We start from the raw sequence: 17343 nt of genomic DNA on the forward strand, positions 1-17343 counted from the left end.
CAGTGGGGGAGTCCAACCATGGCCGCAACCGGTCGGCACCGCCGATACCAGCCGAGCCGCATCAACCGGGCTTCTCTCACCGTCACCGCGGGCGGGGCGGGCATGGCTCTGCCGCTCATCGGCGCGGGCACGTCCCATGCGGCTTCCGTGGACGTCTGGGAGAAGGTCGCGGCCTGCGAGTCCACCAGTAACTGGAAGATCAACACCGGTAACGGCTACTACGGCGGGCTCCAGTTCAGCCAGTCCACCTGGGAGGCCTATGGCGGCAGACGATTCGCCGCGCGCGCGGATCTGGCCGACAAGGACCAGCAGATTGCCATCGCCGAGAAGGTCCTCGAGGGGCAGGGGCCGAAGGCCTGGCCCACCTGCTCCACCCGGGCGGGCCTCACCCGCGGCGGTGACGCCCCAGAGATCGCGCCCGCCAGGCGATTAGAACCGAAGAGCGAGCGGAAGGCCGCGCTGAAGAAGGTGACGCCGACCACCGTGCCGACGCACCGCGAGGGCTATACCGTGGCCCGCGGCGACTCACTCTCCAAGATCGCGGAGGCCGAGGAGGTCAGCGGTGGCTGGCAGCGGCTGTACGCACAGAACCGCGCGGTCGTCGGCAGCGACCCCAACCTGATCCACCCCGGGCAGAAACTGATCCTGCGAGTCGAGACTCCGGACGCACCGGCCCCGCAGAAGCCGAAGGCCCAGCCGCGGCCCAAGACCCCGCCGAAACAGCAGGCTCCGAAGCGGCCTGCGCCGAAGCAGCAGGCACCGAAACAGCAGGCACCGAAACAGCAGGCTCCGAAACAGCAGGGTCCCAAGAAGCAGGCGAAGCCTGTACACGCCACCAAGCCCGCGCACCGGACCGGACTCAGCGCCCCCGTCGACGCGAGCACCGGCACCCCCTACCGCAAGGCCGGTTCCGCCTGGTCCAGCGGCTACCACACCGGCGTGGACTTCCCGGTCCCCACCGGCACCTCCGTGAAGGCCGTCGCATCCGGACGCGTCGTCTCGGCCGGCTGGGGCGGCGCGTACGGCTATCAGGTCGTCATCCGCCACGCCGACGGCAAATACAGCCAGTACGCCCATCTGTCGGCGCTCACCGTGCGCTCCGGCCAGCAGGTCAGCAGCGGTCAGCGGATCGCACGGTCGGGTTCCACCGGCAACAGCTCAGGGCCGCATCTCCATTTCGAGGTGCGTACAGGGCCGGGATACGGGTCCGACATCGATCCCCTCGCCTACCTCAGATCGGGCGGCGTCTCGGTCTGAGGGGAGCACCTGGGCCTGGGCATCCGCGTGGAGCATGCGAGGTTCTGAGCGGCACACCGGCTGCTGCGCGGGGCGCACCGACGCCTCGGCCTGCGTCTGTGCCTCCGCCTCCGCCTCCGTGCGCGCCGCCTTCAGCCGCTCGGTCGTCAGCAGGATCAGCCCGCCGGCCGCCACGACGCCGAAGCCCAGCGCGAGCACGGTGCCCGGCAGGCCGTACCGGAAGGTCTCGCCGAACATCGTTATGCCGACCGCCGCCGCCACCACCGGGTTGACGACCGTGACCGTGGCCAGCGGGGCCGCGAGGCCCGCGCCGCGGTAGGACGCCTGGGAGAGCAGCAGACCGCCGATCGCGAGGATTGAGATCACCAGCAGGCTCGGCCACTGGGAGAGAGGTGCGGACCATGTCCAGTCCACCGCGACGGTCTTGGTGAATACCGAGGCGATGCCGAAGGCCACGCCCGCTGCCGCGGCAAGCCCCACGCTGCGGAGGATGGGCCGGTGCACGGTCTGGGCGACCAGGAAGATCAACGCCACGCCGCCCAAGGTCACGCCGGCCAGCACCCCGCGCTGCCCGCCGCCCAGTGAGTGGGCGTCGGCCTCGCCGGTCAGCGCCAGCAGCCCCGCGAGACCTGCCGTCGCCATGATCGCGCCGCGCCAGGCGGTGGCGCCCGCCCTGCGCCGTACGAAGAGGGCGGCCATCGGCAGGGCGAAGACGATCGTCAGCGCGCCGAGCGGCTGGACCAGGCTGAGCGGCCCGTACGCGAGCGCCATCACATGAAGGACTGCGCCGAGGCTGTTGAGAGCGACGGCAACCCACCACGCGGCGTGGTGCAGCGGGGCGTACGGCCGGGCCGAGGTGGAGGCGGCGACATGCTCCTGCATGATCGCCCCGGCCGCATACGCGACCGCAGAGACCAGGGACAGCACCACGGCCAGCGCGAGGGAACTCATAGAGACCACGATCTCCCTCTTGAGCGAATACGTCGTCGTCCTTGAGCAGGCACTTGGACGTACTGCCGACGTAGTACGAGCCTAGGCCAAAAGTCCCCCTTACGGCGGGTGAGCAGGTCAGCGGGGATGAGAGGGCCCCACGTCATCGATACGGTGACCGGGTGCGTATCCGGACGGTGACAGGGGACGGGAGCGTGGGCGTGGACCTCGACGAGACGGTGTCCGTGGGCGGTTTCTTCGCCCTGCGTACCGGGACGCCCGGCGACGGGCATGCCCCGCTCGCGCGGCTGTACGCGGGCGACACTGCCCCGCTGGTGGCCCGCGTCGACACGGTCGCCGCCCGGCTGCGCGCCCCCGAGCGCCGGGTCGCCGCTTCCATCGCGCATCTGGGGCTCGCCGCCCGGCTCTGGTCGGTCGCGCTCGGCTGTGCAGCGCTGCACGGCAAGGTTCCCGACCTCGACCCCGCGCGGCTGCACTGGGATCCGGACCGCAGCTCGCCCGACGACCTGTGCCTGACCGGCCCCCGTCCGCTGGCGGCCGACGCGTCCACGATCCGCGAGACGGTGCAGTACGGCCATCTCGTCCCGCTCGCAGCCGCGCTGCGGACCGACACTCGGATCTCGCCGCAGCTGCTGTGGGGCAACGCGGGCTCCGCGCTCGCCGGAGCCGTACGCGAACTGCACACCTGGGCCCGGCGCGCCGGCCGGCCCGAGGTGGCCGAGCGGGCCTCGGCGCTCGCCGCCGAGCTCTTCGCCCACCCCGATCTGTCCGGCACCGTCCACGGACGTGCGATGCGGCGGCGCAGTTGCTGTCTCTTCTACCGCTGTCCGGGCGGCGGGCTCTGCGGCGACTGCGTCTTCGACCGGGCACCGACTGGTGGCGAGTGATCCTGACCGCGCTCTTCCCCGTACGCGGTATCTGCGTGACCATCATGGGGTGAAGGTCGGACTGCTCACGCGCGAGTATCCGCCGGACGTCTACGGGGGCGCCGGGGTCCATGTGGAGTTCCTCGCCCGGGAGTTACGAGCCCTGACCGACCTCGAAGTGCACTGCTGGGGTGAGGGTGCGGCCGAAGGGGTCCTGCGCCACCAGGCGCTCGCCGGACTCGAGAGTGCCAACGAAGCGCTGCGCACCTTCTCCGTCGATCTGGCGATGGCCGCCGAGCTTCAAGGCCGCGAGCTGGTCCACTCCCACACCTGGTACGCCGGCCTCGCCGGCCATCTCGCCAAACTGCTCTACGGCGTCCCGCATGTGATGACCGCACACTCCCTGGAGCCGCTGCGCCCCTGGAAGGCCGAACAGCTGGGCGGCGGCTACGCCCTGTCCAGCTGGGCCGAGCGCACCGCGATCGAGGCCGCGGACGCCGTGATCGCCGTCTCCCACGGTATGCGCGCCGACATCCTGGCCTGCTATCCCGCCCTCGACCCGGACAGGGTGCGCGTCGTCCACAACGGCATCGACACCCGCATGTACCGCCCCGACCACGAGACGGACACCCTTGAGCGGATCGGCATCGACCCGCACCGCCCCCTCGCGCTGTTCGTCGGCCGCATCACCCGCCAGAAGGGCGTCCCGCATCTGCTGCGCGCGGCCCGCTCCTTCGACCCGGACATGCAGCTGGTGCTTTGTGCGGGAGCCCCGGACACGCCCGAGATCGACCGTGAATTCCGCGAACTGGTCGAGGAGTTGGAGCGGGTTCGGGACGGGGTGCACTGGATCCCCGAGATGCTGCCCAGACCCCAGGTCATTCAACTGCTGAGCCACGCCACGGTGTTCGTCTGCCCTTCGGTGTACGAGCCGCTGGGCATCGTCAATCTGGAGGCCATGGCCTGCGGCACGGCCGTCGTGGCGTCCGCGGTCGGTGGCATCCCCGAAGTCGTGGACGACGGACGCACCGGACTGCTCGTGCCCTACGACGCTCATCACCCGGAGGCCTTCGAGTCGGGCCTGACCCAGTCGGTGAACCGGGTCGTCGACGACGCCGTGGAGGCCGCCAGGATGGGCGCCGCCGGCCGGGAGCGCGCGGTGCGTGAGTTCGGCTGGGACCAGGTGGCCCGGCGGACGTACGAGGTGTACGAGGACTTGCTCAAGCAGGCGTAGCACGGCAGGGCAGGCATGGGCGTGGAAGGGGCGGCGATGCGCGGTGGACCTTCGGTGCTGGGGATCGTACTGGCCGGCGGGGAGGGCAAGCGGCTGATGCCGCTCACCGCCGACCGCGCCAAACCTGCGGTGACCTTCGGCGGCATGTATCGCCTTGTCGACTTCGTGCTCTCCAGCCTGGTCAACGGCGACATCCTGCGTATCTGTGTGCTCACGCAGTACAAGTCGCACTCGCTGGACCGCCATGTCACCACCACCTGGCGGATGTCGAGCCTGCTCGGCAACTACGTCACCCCCGTCCCGGCCCAACAGCGGCTGGGCCGGCGCTGGTATCTGGGCAGCGCGGACGCGATCCTGCAGTCCCTCAACCTCGTGAACGACGAACAGCCCGACTACATCGCGGTGTTCGGCGCCGACCATGTGTACCGGATGGACCCGCGGCAGATGCTGCGGCGCCATGTCGAGAACGACGCGGGCGTCACCGTGGCGGGGATCAAGGTGCCGCGTGCCGAGGCGTCGTCGTTCGGGATCATCACCCCCGCCTCCGACGGCACCCGGGTCGAGCGGTTCCTGGAGAAGCCCACCGACCCGCCCGGACTGCCCGGCGACCCCGACCGGGTCTTCGCCTCCATGGGCAACTACCTCTTCACCACCAAGGTCCTCGTCGACGCACTCCACCGGGACGCGGAGGACGAGCACTCCGTCCATGACATGGGTGGCTCGATCCTGCCGATGCTCACCGAACAGGGTGTGGCGCAGCTCTATGACTTCAATGAGAACCATGTGCCCGGCGAGAGTGCGCGGGAGCACGGTTACTGGCGTGATGTGGGCACGATCGACACGTACTACGAAGCCCATATGGATCTGATCCCGGACCGGCCGGTCTTCGACCTCGACAACCGCCGCTGGCCCCTCTACACCCACTCCGGCCAGCTGCCGCCGGCTCGCTTCATCGGCGCGGGCATCGCGAGCGAGTCCATCATCAGCCCCGGCTGCGTCGTCCGCGGCCAGGTCACCCGGTCAGTCCTCTCGCCGGGCGTGACCGTGGCGGAGGGCGCCGTCGTGCAGGGTTCGGTCCTCCACGACAACGTGCGCATAGGCCGCGGCGCGGTGGTGCGCGGCTCGATCCTCGACAAGAACGTGGACGTCCCGCCCGGCGCGACGATCGGCGTCAACCCCGGGCGGGACCAGGAGCTCTACACCGTCTCCAAGAACGGCGTCATCGCGCTGGGCAAGGGACAGCCGGTGCTGTGACCCACCGGGACCTGGCGCGACGGAGGGTGGCCGGAGCTCACAGCATGCGCCGACGCCTCCCGAGCCAGGTCTGGGCGATCACCACGACCGCGCCCGTAAACCCTTCGCGTCAGACCCTGCCCCGCGTGCTCTCACGTTCAACCAGGCTGAAATCAGGGCGGATTTCGCGTGCTTCACGTGCCTGGGCCGAATCCGTCGTGCCCAGCAGCCGACCCACGACCGACTGCACGGCGAGCCGCGCGATCGTCTGCTTGTCCGGCGAGATCGTGGTCAGGGTGACGGCTCCGTACCGCCCCTCGGTGATGTCGTCGAAGCCCACCACCGCGACGTCCTCGGGCACCCGCAGCCCCTGCTCGGACAGCACCCGCATCGCGCCGATGGCGATGAGGTCGTTGTACGCGAAGACCGCGTCGGGCCGCTCCCCGGACTCCAGCAGCCCGGTCATCGCCGCCGCCCCGTCCGCGTGGTCCCAGCCGGTAGTCGGTGCGACCAGCGAGTCCGGGGCCGGTAGCCCCGCCTCCGTAAGCTCCTCGCGCCAGCCGCGCAGCCTCAGTTGGGCGGGCTGGTTGACCCGGTCGGTGCGCGCGCCGAGGAAGGCGATCCGGGTGCGGCCAAGGTCCAGCAGATGCCGCACCGCCGTCCGGGCCGCGGCCACGTTGTCGATCGCGATGTGGTCGTACGGCAGGTCGTATTCTCGCTCTCCGAGCAGCACCAGCGGGGCGTCGTCGCTGCGCCGGCGCAGGTCCTCCGGCTCCAGCTCGATGGGGCTGAGAATCAGGCCGTCGATGACCCGCGCCCTGAAGCCCTGGCTGACCAGCACCTCCTGTTCGCGGCGGCCTCCGGTGTGGTCGAGCAGCACGGTGTACTCGTGCTCGGCGGCCACGTCGATCACCGCGCCTGCCAGCTCGGCGAAGTACGGATTGCCCAGCTCGGGCACGGCGAGCGCGATGATTCCGGTGCGCCCCTTGCGCAGGTGGCGGGCCGTCAGGTTGGGCCGGTAGCCGAGTTCGTCGATGGCCTGCTGGACCCGGGCGCGCATGGCCGGAGTGACGTGCTGATAGTTGTTCACCACGTTCGAGACGGTCTTGATCGAGACTCCCGCATGCTCCGCGACGTCCTTGAGACTCACCTTCACGCCTGTTTCCCTCCGGCCCTGGCCCGCTTGTACAACGATGTATAAGCCCTCCACCCCCGTCTTGTCATGACCCTGGACGCCAAGCGGAACCCTGTGCTCTTATGCCAACTGCCGTTCCTTCCAACGTTGTACAGAGCGTCGCAGCGAGCCGCCACCTTCACTGGCAAGGAGGATTTGTGCGCATTCAAAGAAAGCTGGCCCTGCTTCTCGCAGCCGCCTTGGGGATTGCCGGACTCACCGTCGTACCGGCCGTGTCCGCCCCGTCGGCGCCGGCGTCCGGCACCGCGGACGACCCGGTCGAAGCACATGGCCTGAAGGGTGAGTACTACACCCAGTCCGCCCCCGGGGCCTTCGACTTCGCCGAGCTCAAGGCCACCGGCTTCGATCCGTCCATAGACTTCGGCAACCTCGAACCCCGCCTCAGCGCCGCCACCGGACGCGCCGACGACGTCAGCGTCCGCTGGACCGGGAAGGTCGTTCCCACCCGCACCGGCGCCCACACCTTCTCGATGATCGGCGACAACGGATTCAGGCTGTGGGTCGACGGCCGGCTCACCATCGACCACTGGGTCGACGACTGGGACAGGGAACAGACCGCGCCGCCCGTCGACCTCACCGCGGGACGCGCGTACGACATCAAGGTGGAGTACTTCGAGCACTACGGCGGCTCGAACCTGCACCTCAACTGGACCGAGCCCGGCGGCGCCAAGGTGCCCGTGCCCTCCTCGGCCTTCCGCCTGCCCGACGGTTACGCGTACGACGGAGCGATCGGCGCCACCGTCCTCGCCGACGGCCGCAGCCTGCGGCTGGACTTCGTACAGAAGCTCGCCGCGCCGCCCGCCGGCCTCGCCGCGCACTTCGAGGCGGTCATCGGCGGCGCGAAGTGGCCGCTCGGCGCCGTCACACGCGACCCGGCCGACCCGCGTCGCCTCCTCGTCGCACTCGAAGAGCCCGTCGTCGGCAAGAAGGACGGCAACGGCGGCGGCATCGCCGACCTGCGCTACGACGGAAAGGGCGGCCTGAGCGCCGAGAACGGCACAGCGGTCGGCGCGTTCTGGAGCAGCGGGCCCAACAAGTCCGAGTACCAGCTGCGTACCCCCTGGGCCAAGGACGTCGGTCCGGGCAACGCCCACCCCGAATACCCGCGCCCGCTGCTGACCCGTGACGCCTGGCGCAATCTCAACGGGCAGTGGCAGTTCGCCGCCGCCGAAGCGGGGGAGCGGCCGCCGGTCGGCAAGACCCTGGGCGACCGGATCCTCGTCCCCTACCCGGTGGAGTCGCAGCTCTCCGGCATCGAACGGCACGAGGACCGCATGTGGTACCGCCGTACCTTCACCGTCCCGGACAGCTGGCGCGTCGGCGACGGCAGGCGCCTCAAGCTCAACTTCGACGCCGTCGACTGGCAGTCCGAGGTGTACGTCAACGGCGTCAAGGTCACCGAGCACAAGGGCGGCTACGACCGGTTCAGCGTGGATGTCACCCACGCGCTGAAGCCCGGCCGCACCCAGGAGCTGATCGTCGGCGTGTACGACCCGACGGACTCCAAGGACGGCGAGAACCCGCCCATCGGCAAGCAGCGCCTCGACCCGAGCGGCATTTGGTACACCCCCTCGTCCGGCATCTGGCAGACCGTCTGGATGGAGCCGGTCGCGGCCGATCACGCCGACTCACTGAAGCTCACCCCCGACGTCGCGGGCGAGAAGCTGGCGGTGGAGGTGCGCGGGGTGCGCGCCGGGGTACCAGTCACGGCCACCGCGTACGACGGCAATCGCAAGGTCGGGACCGCCACCGGCACCACCGGCTCACCGCTGTCGGTACCCGTCCCGGAGCCGCATCTGTGGTCCGCCGGTGATCCGCATCTGTACCGCCTCGAGGTGAAGACCGGCTCCGACCGGGTCAGCAGCTACTTCGGCATGCGCACCATCGCCGTCGAGAAGGTGAACGGCGTGCCGCGCACGGTGCTCAACGGCAAGCCGATCTTCCTGATGGCCACCCTTGACCAGGGCTTCTGGCCGGACGGGCTGCACACGGCGCCGACCGACGAGGCGCTGGCGTACGACCTCAAGATGCACAAGAAGCTCGGCTTCAACTCCGTGCGCAAGCACATCAAGGTCGAGCCCGACCGCTGGTTCTACTGGGCCGACCGGCTCGGACTGCTGGTCTGGCAGGACATGCCGGCGATGAACACCATCAACCCGAACGCCGCCTCGCGCGCCCAGTACGAACGCGAGCTGAAGGAGATGATCGACCAGCATTCGAGCAGCCCGTCGGTGGTCATGTGGGTCACCTTCAACGAGGGCTGGGGCCAGTACGACCAGGCGAGGATCGCCGATCAGGCCAAGGCATGGGACCCGACCCGGCTGGTCAACAACATGAGCGGCGTCAACTGCTGCGGAGCCGTCGACGGAGGCAATGGCGACATCGCCGACGCGCACGGCTATCCGAGCCCGCAGATCCCCGCGGCGGACGGAAAACGGGCGCTGGTCAGCGGTGAGTACGGCGGGCTCGGACTCGCCGTGCCGGGCCACGCCTGGCCGGTCCAGCACACCTACGTCGGCGTCGACCAGGCCAAGTACACGGACGAGTACCTGGCCCAGCTCGGCAACGTACGCAGACTGGCCTGCCAGGGGAGCAACGGCGCCGTCTACACCCAGATCACCGATGTGGAAGGTGAGCTGAACGGCCTGCTCACCTACGACCGCAAGATCATGAAGCCCGATGTCAAGCGGCTCAAGGCGGCGCACGACGCCCTGATCCGTGACGCCTCGGACCCGGCTTCGACGGAGTGCGCGAGCTTCTGACCGGCCGGCCGCTCCGGTCCGCCGCTGCGCAGGCGGACCGGAGCCCCCGTGGCTGATTGCCGATCACTGCCTGCGGGCATCACAGGGGGGTTAGGGGCCTGTCATTGTGCCTGGACCGCCGACGGCCCGCCCCAGTCGGCTTTCCCGGCCGATTTCTGGCTGATTTGGGCCGCTCTACCGGACGGAGTGATGCACATGCGTGCGCACAGGCGCTCGCGTCGGCGTGCCGCACGCGCGACGTATGTCCTGCCGCAGGCGGAGACATCCGCCCGCTGGGCACGGCACCTGACGACGACCTTCCTCACCCGGGGCTGCGGCGAGAAGCTCTCCGGCGACCAGGTCGAGGATGCCACCCTGGTCGTCTCCGAGCTGGTCACCAATGCCACCCGGCACGGCCGCAGCAGCTGCCGGCTGCGGTTGCACGTCGATCCTGGGCTGGTGACCGTCGAGGTGGAGGACCTCAGCCCGATTCCGCCGCGGCTGTGCGCGCCGGTGGAAACGGACGAGTGCGGGCGGGGCATGGTGATGGTGCGTGAGCTCGCGCAGACCCTCGCCGTACGGGGCGGACCCGGCGGCGGCAAGACCGTACAGGCGGTTCTCGCCGCGTCCTGAGGGAGCCGTCCCGGCTCAGCACGGTTGCCGCCACACCCCCAGGTTGAGCTTCTTGCGCATGGAACTGAGCCCCAGTGCCCGCGCCGGCTTGCAGAACTTGTCGACCTCAAGCGCGTATTCGACATGGAAGACCGCCTTCCCGGCCTGCACGAACGGTTTCAGCGCCGCGCATTCCCCGAACTCCGCGCACTCCTCGTTCACGGCGAAGTCGAAGTCCCGTACCAGCTGCCTGACTTGGGGCAGATCGTTCTTCAGTCCCACCGACAGGCCGCGGTCATGGGCGAGACGCGCGATCATGCGGTTGTACGCGAGCTGGTGGGCGGCGGTCAGCCGGAACCCGGTGTCGTTGAGATAGCCGTCCAGCAGATCGGGCTCCACCGCGTCGAAGCCACGGTCGCGGCAGAGGTCCATGCGTTTCGCCATCAGCGGGCGGAGGATGTCGAGACGCCGGATGTCCAGCCAGCGCTCGCCCTCCCACCCGTTGGCCCTGCCGAGTACCAAGGCGGGGAAGTTCCCGTGGTCGGGGCGGAAGGATTCCCACGCGCCCGCGTTGAGATAGCAGATGACCTTGCGGCCGTCCCGGTGGAGCCGGCGGACGGTCGCGGCGTCGTTCTCGAACCCGTCGATGTCGTAGACGGGCACGTCGACGCGGGCGTCGACCCGGCCGTCGAGCTGCCACTGCCAGGCGGTTCCGGGCCTCGGCTGCCAGCGCCGCGGGTGGGGCGACGGGTCCGGCGGCGGGCCCGAGCACGCGGCGAGGATCGCGAGGGCAAGAGCGAGGATCGCGGTCCGCAGACACGGCGTGCGGTTCATGAGTCCTTCCGGAGGGCGGGTGGCAGAGCCGACCAGGGATTGGGGCCGTGACCGGTTACGGCACAGTGCACCGCGGCGCCGCGCAGTTCCGCGGTACGGGCCGCGAGCCGGCAGAGCCCGCGGGGAACCCCGTACACGAGATGGCAGAACCGGCTCGGCGGAAGGCGGTTGGTCCACGTCGGGGCGACCGGGGCGGCGCGGTAGCTGTCCCAGTCGCCCTCGAAGGTGATCAGCAGATCCCCGAGCGCGGCATAGCCGGGGGTGGGGTGGGCGCCCGGATTGAGGACGACGGTCCGCCCGCCGTGCGACCGGGCGGCCCGGGTGAGCCGCCGGTAGTGACGCAGCCCGGCCGCGTCGGGGGCGACCTGATCGAGGAAGAACCCGTCCGTGCCGTACCAGTCGCGATGCCGCTCGAAGTCCCGTGCGACCTCGCGGGCCGGCCGCCGCCCGTAGTCGGTGTCCGCGTACCCGAGCACCGGCACGCCGGCCGCCCGCAGTTCGCGGGCGGCGGCGACGAACGCGGGGTCCGGGGCGGCGCCGGGACCGTCGTCGACGTTGAGCACCACGCCGTAGAGGAGCGGAGCGGACGCGACGAGGGCCTGCCAGGCGGCGGGGTCGACGGCGGGGTGTACGTACATGGGCACGAGCATGCTCATGCCGGTCCGCCGCTCACGGGGAGGCCACGGGTTCGCCGGAGCCGACCCGCCCCCTCATCGCGGCGCCCCCGTCGGCGTCGGCCACGCCCAAAGGTCGTACAGCGAGTCGACCAAAGAGCGCCTCGGCCGCCAGTCGAGAGCCCGGGCGGCCGACGTGATGTCCGCGCACTGCCAGGAGACCGCCGTCGAGCGCGCCGACCCCGTGCCGGTCTCCTCCAGGCGGCCGCGGAATCCGGCCGTCCGGACCAGACCGTGGGCCAGGTCGCGTACCGAAGTCGCCACACCGCTGCCGATGTTGAGCACCGGCGGCAGGGGACCCTCGGCAGTCGCGGCGCGCACCACCGCGTCCGCCACGTCCCGTACGTCGACGAAGTCGCGGTGCGCTGACAGGTCGCCGACCCGCACTGTGTCGTCGGCGTCGGCGGTCCGCCGCAGCTCGGCGGCGAGCCGCCCGGGCAGGCCCGCGGCAGGCGCTCCCGGGCCCACCGGGTTGAAGACGCGCAGCACGACCGCGTCGAGCCCCGAGGCGCCGACGGCGACCGTGCCGGCCAGCTTGGTGGCGCCGTACGGGCCCAGCGGCCTGGTCGCGGCAGCCTCGGTGACCGGCTCGCCGGGCGCGGTCGGCCCGTACTCCGCGGCGGAGCCGAGGTGGATGAGCCGGGCGTCGGGTGCCGCGTCGCCCAGGGCCTCGCACAGCGCGGCCGGGCCGCGTGCGTTGACGTCGGTGAGGTGGACGGCGCTGTCGGCCACCAGGCCCGCGCAGTTGACGACGACGGACGGCCGGGCCGCCAGCAGCGCGTCCGCGAGGGCGCCGGGAGTGGCGGTGAGGTCGAGCCGTACGTCGGCGTCCGCGGACCGGCCGCCGACGAGCAGCCGCACGCCCGGCAGGGCGCGCAGCTGCTCGGCGGTGTGCCCGCCCAGGAATCCGGTGGAGCCCAGGAGGAGGATGCGCACGGACCGTCACGCTCCTTTGAGCAGCAGGCCGCGGTGCGTGGTGAATTCCGCGTTCGCCCGGTCGTAGTCGTCGGGCCGGCCGATGTCGAGCCAGTAGCCGTCGAACTCGTAGGCGTGCGGCGGGTTCTGCTCCTTGAGCAGATCGAGCACCAGCTCGTCGAAGCCGAGCGGCAGACCGGGCGTATAGCCGGCGAGTGTCTCGCGGGTGAGTCCGTATACGCCCATGGAGACGCGGTAGTCCATGCTCGGCTTCTCGGCGAAGCCGACGACCCGGCCGGACTCGGTGGTGAGCACGCCGAAGTCGATGGAGACCGTGCGCGCGTATGTGGCGACGGTGAGCGGCGCGCCGGAATTCCGGTGGTGCTTGAGGACGTCGCCGTAGTCGAGGTCGGTGAGGATGTCCCCGTTCATGACGAGGAACTCGTCGGGCAGCCGGTCCATCATGGTGAGCAGCGGACCCATGGTGCCGAGCGGACTCTCCTCGGTGGAGTAGCCGACGCGCAGCCCCCACTGCGAGCCGTTGCCGACGTAGGCGCGGATGATGTGGCCGAGATGGCCGATCGCGATGGTGCAGCTGACGAAGCCGGCGGCGGCCAGCTGGCGCAGCACGATCTCCAGGATCGCGTGCTGGTCGCCGATCGGCACCAGCGGTTTGGGTAAAGCGGTGGTGTACGGCCGCAGCCGGACGCCCTTGCCTCCTGCGAGTATCACTGCGTGCATGGGGACTCCCCTGTCAGGTCCGGTGGCTCAGATGTTGTAGATGCCGGTCTTGTAGCGGGCGAGATTCGCCGGGTTGCGGAAGAACTCGATGGTGCGTACGAGCCCGTTCTCCAGGTCGTGTCCGGGCTGCCAGCCGGTGGCGTCGCGCAGCCGAGTCGCGTCGGCGACCAGCCGCATCACCTCCGACCCCGCCGGCCGGATGCGCTCCTCGTCCTCGCGCACATCGAGGTCGGCCTCCATCAACTTGCCGATCAGCCTGGTGAGTTCGCCCACTGAGATCTCACCGCCGGTACCGGCGTTGAAGGTGCGGCCGACGACGGCGTCGGCGGGCGCGGTGCCGACGGAGAGGAAGGCGCGGGCGGTGTCCTTCACGTACAGGAAGTCGCGGGTGGGGCGCAGATCCCCGAGGGTGATGACCCGCTCGCCCGCCGCGACCTGGCCGATGACGGTCGGGATGACCGCCCGCATCGACTGGCGCGGCCCGAAGGTGTTGAACGGGCGCAGGGTGACGACCGGAGTGCCGAAGCTGGCGTGGTAGCTGTCGGCGAGCCGGTCCCCGCCCGCCTTCGAAGCGGCGTACGGGGACTGGGTGTTGATGGGGTGGTCCTCGGTGATCGGCACCGTCTGCGCGGTGCCGTACGTCTCGCTGGTCGAGGTGTGCACCATGCGCGGGATCCCCAGTTTGCGCACCACCTCCAGCACATTGAGGGTGCCCGTGACATTGGTGTCCACGTAGCTGTGCGGGGCCCGGTACGAGTACGGGATCGCGATCAGTGCGGCGAGGTGGTAGACGGCCTCGGCGCCCTCGGCGAGCTGATGCACGGAGCCGGCGTCACGGACGTCGCCGAGGACGATCTCGACCTGGTCGAGGGTGTCGGGGGAGAGCGTCTCCAGCCATCCGTAGGAGGAGAAGGAGTTGTACTGGGCCATGGCGCGGACCCGGTAGCCGGCGGCGACGAGGGCCTCGGTCAGATGCGATCCGATGAAGCCCTCGGCTCCGGTGACGGCGACAAGCGCGTTGGATGTCACGACAGTTGCTCCTGTTGTCGGTGGTGGGTGGTCGGTGGTGAGCGGTCCGTGGACGGTGGTGAGTGGTCCGTGGGCGGTGCGTTGAGGTGGGATGTGGTCAGCGGTGTGCGGTGGGCCGGCCGAGCAGCCGGCAGGCCGCGGCGACCAGGACGGCCGCCGCCACGGTGCGACAGATCAGTTGGGCGGGGCCGGGCGGCAGCCCGGCGAAGTGGGCCGTGGCTTCCGCGGCCGCGGCGGCGAGCGTGACGGCGGCGGGCGTCCAGGCCAGCGAGAACGCCTGCAGCAGCAGCGCGGTCCAGAGCACGGCACCGAGGCCGAGCAGGGGAGCGGGCCAGGTCCCCGCGACCAGCGAGCCGAGACCGAGCACCGCCAGATAGGCGCCGAGGCAGTACGCCAGGGCCCGCCCGGCGCGCAGCGTGAAGCCGCGACTGGTGGTGCTCGCCCGCAGCGCGGCCAGCGCGAGCGAGCGGTAGCGGTACAGCAGCCACTCGGCGAAGCCCATGCTGAGCGTGAGGACGACGACCGAGCGCGGGTCGTCGGCCCCGGCCAGCGCCGCGAGCAGGCCCGCGGCGAGGCCGAACAGCCCGTACGGAAGGGAGCGCAGCACCCTGGGCGTGGCCCCCGCGGCCGTGGTCTCGGATCGCACGGCATCGCGTACGGCATGACCGGCGGCCAGGATTGCGAGCGTCACCGTCGCCAGCAGCAGCCCGAGTGCGAGTGGTGCCGGGGGCTGCCGTATCAGCACGCCTCCCGCACCGGCGGCCACGGGCAACAGGGTGAGCAGCAGGGCCCGTTCGCGGCCGAGGACCAGCAGGACGCTCGCCGCCGCGAGATAGCAGGACTGACCGGCGGCGAAGGCCGCGCCCGTACCGGGACCCGATACGAGCAGCCCCGTGACCGCCGCCCCCAGCGCACCGGCGGGCGCGCCGATGCGCAGGGTCCGCCCGGCTGCGGCCTTCCCCTCGGCCGCAAGCCGCAGATACGCGCGATGGCTGAGCGCCTGGTTCCACGCCCAGGCCGCGAGCGCGGAGACGATGAGCCCGGAGACGTCCGCCGTGCCGTGCCACAGCCCGGCGCCCAGCACATAGGCAAGGCCAGGCAGGGCGAAGACCAGACCGCGCAGGGCACAGCGCAGATGGTCGGGCCGCCAGGGGTCGGGCGCGGGCGGCGGCTCCGGGTAGTGGCGCGGCACGCGGGCGTACAGATCCTCGGCGAGCGTGAAGAGGTCCGGACGCGCGTAGCGTTCGGTGATCTGCTCACCCGTCAGACCGTCCGACTCCAGCAGCGCGGCCACCTCGTACGGATGGACGGCGGTCGCGACCTGCTCGACCAGACGCTCGGCGAGCTCGTCGATCGGGTCCTCGGCCCAGCTGGGCCGTGAGCGCGTCCGGAGGCGTGGCCTGGGCATGACAGGCAGGGTGTCGCCGTCGCCCGGCAGAAGGCGAAACGGGCCGCTCATGCGAGGACCTCCGCGGGCCATGCCGAGGCCGCCGGCTCATGGGCGCCCAGGGCGAGTTCGAGATAGATCGAGCGGAAGGTGTCGACGGTCTGCCGGAGCGTGAACTGCTCGATCACCCGCAGCCGCGCCGCCTCGCCCATCGCGGCCCGCCGCCGCGGATCACGCAGCAGCTCCAGCGCGGCGCGCGCCATCGCCTCCGGCTCCCGCGGCGGCACCACGAGACCGCTGTCGCCGACGGCCTCGCGTACCCCTCCGACGTCGGTGGAAACGGTGGCGCGCCCACAGGACATGGCCTCGATCAGCGTGAACGGAAAGCCCTCGCTGATGCTGGACAGCATCACGACATTGCCGGCCGCGTACGCGTCCCGTATGTCGTCGACCCGCCCCTCGAAAGTGACGGCGTCCGCGTGCCCGAGCTCGGCGGCGATCGCCTCGCAGCGCTCGCGGTAGGCCTCGCCGCCGCGCGGGGTGCCGCCGAAGAGCCGCAGCCGCGCGTCCGGCAGGTCCTTCCGTACGATCGCGAAGGCCCGGATCAGGGTTTCCAGGTCCTTTATCGGGTCGACGCGGCCCGCCCAGCTCAGCGTGGGCACGTCCGGTTCGGGCCCGGCGGGCGGGAACGCCGCCGGGTCGACGCCGTTGTAGACCGTGCGTATGAGCCCCGGGTCCGCACCGCCGCGTTCCTCCCACAGCCGGTTGTAGCGATTGCCGGGAGTGATCAGGTCGGCCGTGCGGTATGTCTCCTCGGCGAGCAGCCGGAAGAAGCCGAGCAGCAGCGCTTTCACCGGCCAGCGGTAGGGGCCCGTGCGGTAGCCGAGATAGCGCTCGCGCAGATACACCCCGTGCTCGGTGAGCAGCAGCGGTACGCCGTGGAGTTGTCGGCCGACCAGACCGGGCAGGACCGCTATGCCGCCGCTGACCGCGTGCGCGACGCCCCGCTCCGGCGGCGCGGCCGCGAGCGGCCGCAGCGCGTGTTCCAGCAGATCGGTGGCGGTGAGCGCGTCGTGCAGGGTGGGCCGGGCCGCGTACACCGGCAGGTCGCGGCGGTTCCAGACGGCGGCCAGGATGCGCACGGCCCGGTCGGTGCGCAGCGCGGGCGCGAGTACGCCGTCCCGGGCCGCCCCGGCCAGTTCGTACAGCGCGGGACCGAAGTGCGCCTCGGCCGCCGGGTCGAGGAGCGAGGTCAGAAACCTTTCGTACGTCTCAGTCAGCCGCCGCAGTCGGCGTCCGCGCGGCGCGGCTCCGGCCGGGTCGGGCCCCCACATGGGAACGCTGACGGGCTCGGCGACATGGGCGGGCAGCTCCCAGGCGAGGGACTCCCGGCCGGTGCCGGTCACCGCGATGAGGTGGAAGTCGAAGTCAGGCATTCCGCCGACGAGTTGGTCGCACCACACACTCACGCCGCCATGGCTGTGCGGATAGGTGCCTTCGGTGAGGAGGGTGACCAGAGGCGCGCCGGACCGCGGCGCGCATAAGGACTCGGCCATGTGGAACTGCTCCCCTGGATGCGAGAAGGGAAGGGGGCGCCTCGCCCGAAGGGCGGGCGGCGGCGCGTCGAGCGCGCGGTCCCGGGGGACTGGCCCCGGGACCGCGTGTGGCGAGGCG

The 17343-nt window shown here is 71.0% G+C and carries 15 protein-coding genes; 6 read left to right on the forward strand and 9 right to left on the reverse strand.

Annotation, left to right across the window (positions count from 1 at the left end):
- Positions 1-18 precede the first annotated feature (18 nt).
- A complete protein-coding gene (locus tag ACZ3H8_RS04795; RefSeq protein ID WP_467397360.1) occupies positions 19-1257 on the forward strand; it encodes a transglycosylase family protein in 1239 nt (412 codons plus the stop codon).
- Here the strand turns inward: ACZ3H8_RS04795 and ACZ3H8_RS04800 are convergent.
- Positions 1159-2208 (reverse strand): DMT family transporter, encoded by a 1050-nt coding sequence (locus ACZ3H8_RS04800; RefSeq protein WP_467397362.1) that lies wholly within the window; start codon positions 2206-2208, stop codon positions 1159-1161. The genes ACZ3H8_RS04795 and ACZ3H8_RS04800 overlap by 99 nt on opposite strands.
- A 161-nt stretch (positions 2209-2369) precedes the next feature.
- On the opposite strand from ACZ3H8_RS04800, the gene ACZ3H8_RS04805 reads away from it, so the two are divergent.
- Genes ACZ3H8_RS04805 through glgC form a run of 3 tightly spaced genes read left to right on the forward strand, consistent with a single transcriptional unit; the run spans position 2370 to position 5562 of the window.
- Positions 2370-3095 carry a (2Fe-2S)-binding protein gene (locus ACZ3H8_RS04805; RefSeq protein WP_467397364.1) on the forward strand — a complete coding sequence of 242 codons (726 nt, stop codon included), beginning with the start codon at positions 2370-2372 and terminating at the stop codon, positions 3093-3095.
- A gap of 49 nt (positions 3096-3144) precedes the next feature.
- Positions 3145-4308: a glycogen synthase gene (glgA, locus tag ACZ3H8_RS04810; RefSeq protein WP_467397367.1), complete on the forward strand. Its 1164-nt coding sequence runs from the start codon at positions 3145-3147 to the stop codon at positions 4306-4308.
- Positions 4309-4344: 36 nt separating this feature from the next.
- Entirely contained in the window at positions 4345-5562 is a 1218-nt protein-coding gene (glgC, locus tag ACZ3H8_RS04815) for a glucose-1-phosphate adenylyltransferase (protein WP_467397369.1), read from the forward strand.
- Between the two features lie 109 nt (positions 5563-5671).
- Here the strand turns inward: glgC and ACZ3H8_RS04820 are convergent, their stop codons facing one another.
- The gene (locus ACZ3H8_RS04820) at positions 5672-6697 is read right to left on the reverse strand and encodes a LacI family DNA-binding transcriptional regulator (RefSeq protein WP_467397372.1); all 1026 of its coding nucleotides are present in this window, start codon (positions 6695-6697) and stop codon (positions 5672-5674) included.
- A 101-nt stretch (positions 6698-6798) separates the two neighbouring features.
- Here ACZ3H8_RS04820 and ACZ3H8_RS04825 point away from each other — a divergent pair, with 101 nt between their 5' ends.
- Positions 6799-9498, forward strand: a complete 2700-nt coding sequence (locus tag ACZ3H8_RS04825) for a PA14 domain-containing protein (protein ID WP_467397374.1) — start codon at positions 6799-6801, stop codon at positions 9496-9498.
- A 195-nt stretch (positions 9499-9693) separates the two neighbouring features.
- Positions 9694-10110, forward strand: a complete 417-nt coding sequence (locus ACZ3H8_RS04830; RefSeq protein WP_467397378.1) for an ATP-binding protein — start codon at positions 9694-9696, stop codon at positions 10108-10110.
- A 15-nt stretch (positions 10111-10125) separates the two neighbouring features.
- Here the strand turns inward: ACZ3H8_RS04830 and ACZ3H8_RS04835 are convergent, their stop codons facing one another.
- From ACZ3H8_RS04835 to pelF, 7 genes are all read right to left on the reverse strand, one after another.
- Positions 10126-10923, reverse strand: coding sequence for an endo alpha-1,4 polygalactosaminidase (locus tag ACZ3H8_RS04835; protein ID WP_467397380.1), 798 nt, complete (start codon positions 10921-10923; stop codon positions 10126-10128).
- A complete protein-coding gene (locus tag ACZ3H8_RS04840; protein ID WP_467397383.1) occupies positions 10920-11579 on the reverse strand; it encodes a spherulation-specific family 4 protein in 660 nt (219 codons plus the stop codon). The genes ACZ3H8_RS04835 and ACZ3H8_RS04840 overlap by 4 nt, the downstream gene beginning before the upstream one ends.
- Before the next feature lie 54 nt (positions 11580-11633).
- Positions 11634-12533, reverse strand: a complete 900-nt coding sequence (locus ACZ3H8_RS04845; RefSeq protein WP_467397385.1) for an NAD-dependent epimerase/dehydratase family protein — start codon at positions 12531-12533, stop codon at positions 11634-11636.
- A gap of 6 nt (positions 12534-12539) precedes the next feature.
- Positions 12540-13253 (reverse strand): nucleotidyltransferase family protein, encoded by a 714-nt coding sequence (locus ACZ3H8_RS04850; protein WP_467397388.1) that lies wholly within the window; start codon positions 13251-13253, stop codon positions 12540-12542.
- A gap of 27 nt (positions 13254-13280) precedes the next feature.
- On the reverse strand, positions 13281-14282 hold the full coding sequence (locus ACZ3H8_RS04855; protein ID WP_467397390.1) for an SDR family NAD(P)-dependent oxidoreductase: 1002 nt from the start codon (positions 14280-14282) through the stop codon (positions 13281-13283).
- A 97-nt stretch (positions 14283-14379) separates the two neighbouring features.
- Positions 14380-15690, reverse strand: coding sequence for a hypothetical protein (locus tag ACZ3H8_RS04860; RefSeq protein ID WP_467397393.1), 1311 nt, complete (start codon positions 15688-15690; stop codon positions 14380-14382).
- A 47-nt stretch (positions 15691-15737) separates the two neighbouring features.
- Positions 15738-17225 (reverse strand): GT4 family glycosyltransferase PelF, encoded by a 1488-nt coding sequence (pelF, locus tag ACZ3H8_RS04865; RefSeq protein WP_467397395.1) that lies wholly within the window; start codon positions 17223-17225, stop codon positions 15738-15740.
- Positions 17226-17343: the final 118 nt, after the last annotated feature.

Source organism: Streptomyces sp. NPDC002868 (genome assembly GCF_055563295.1).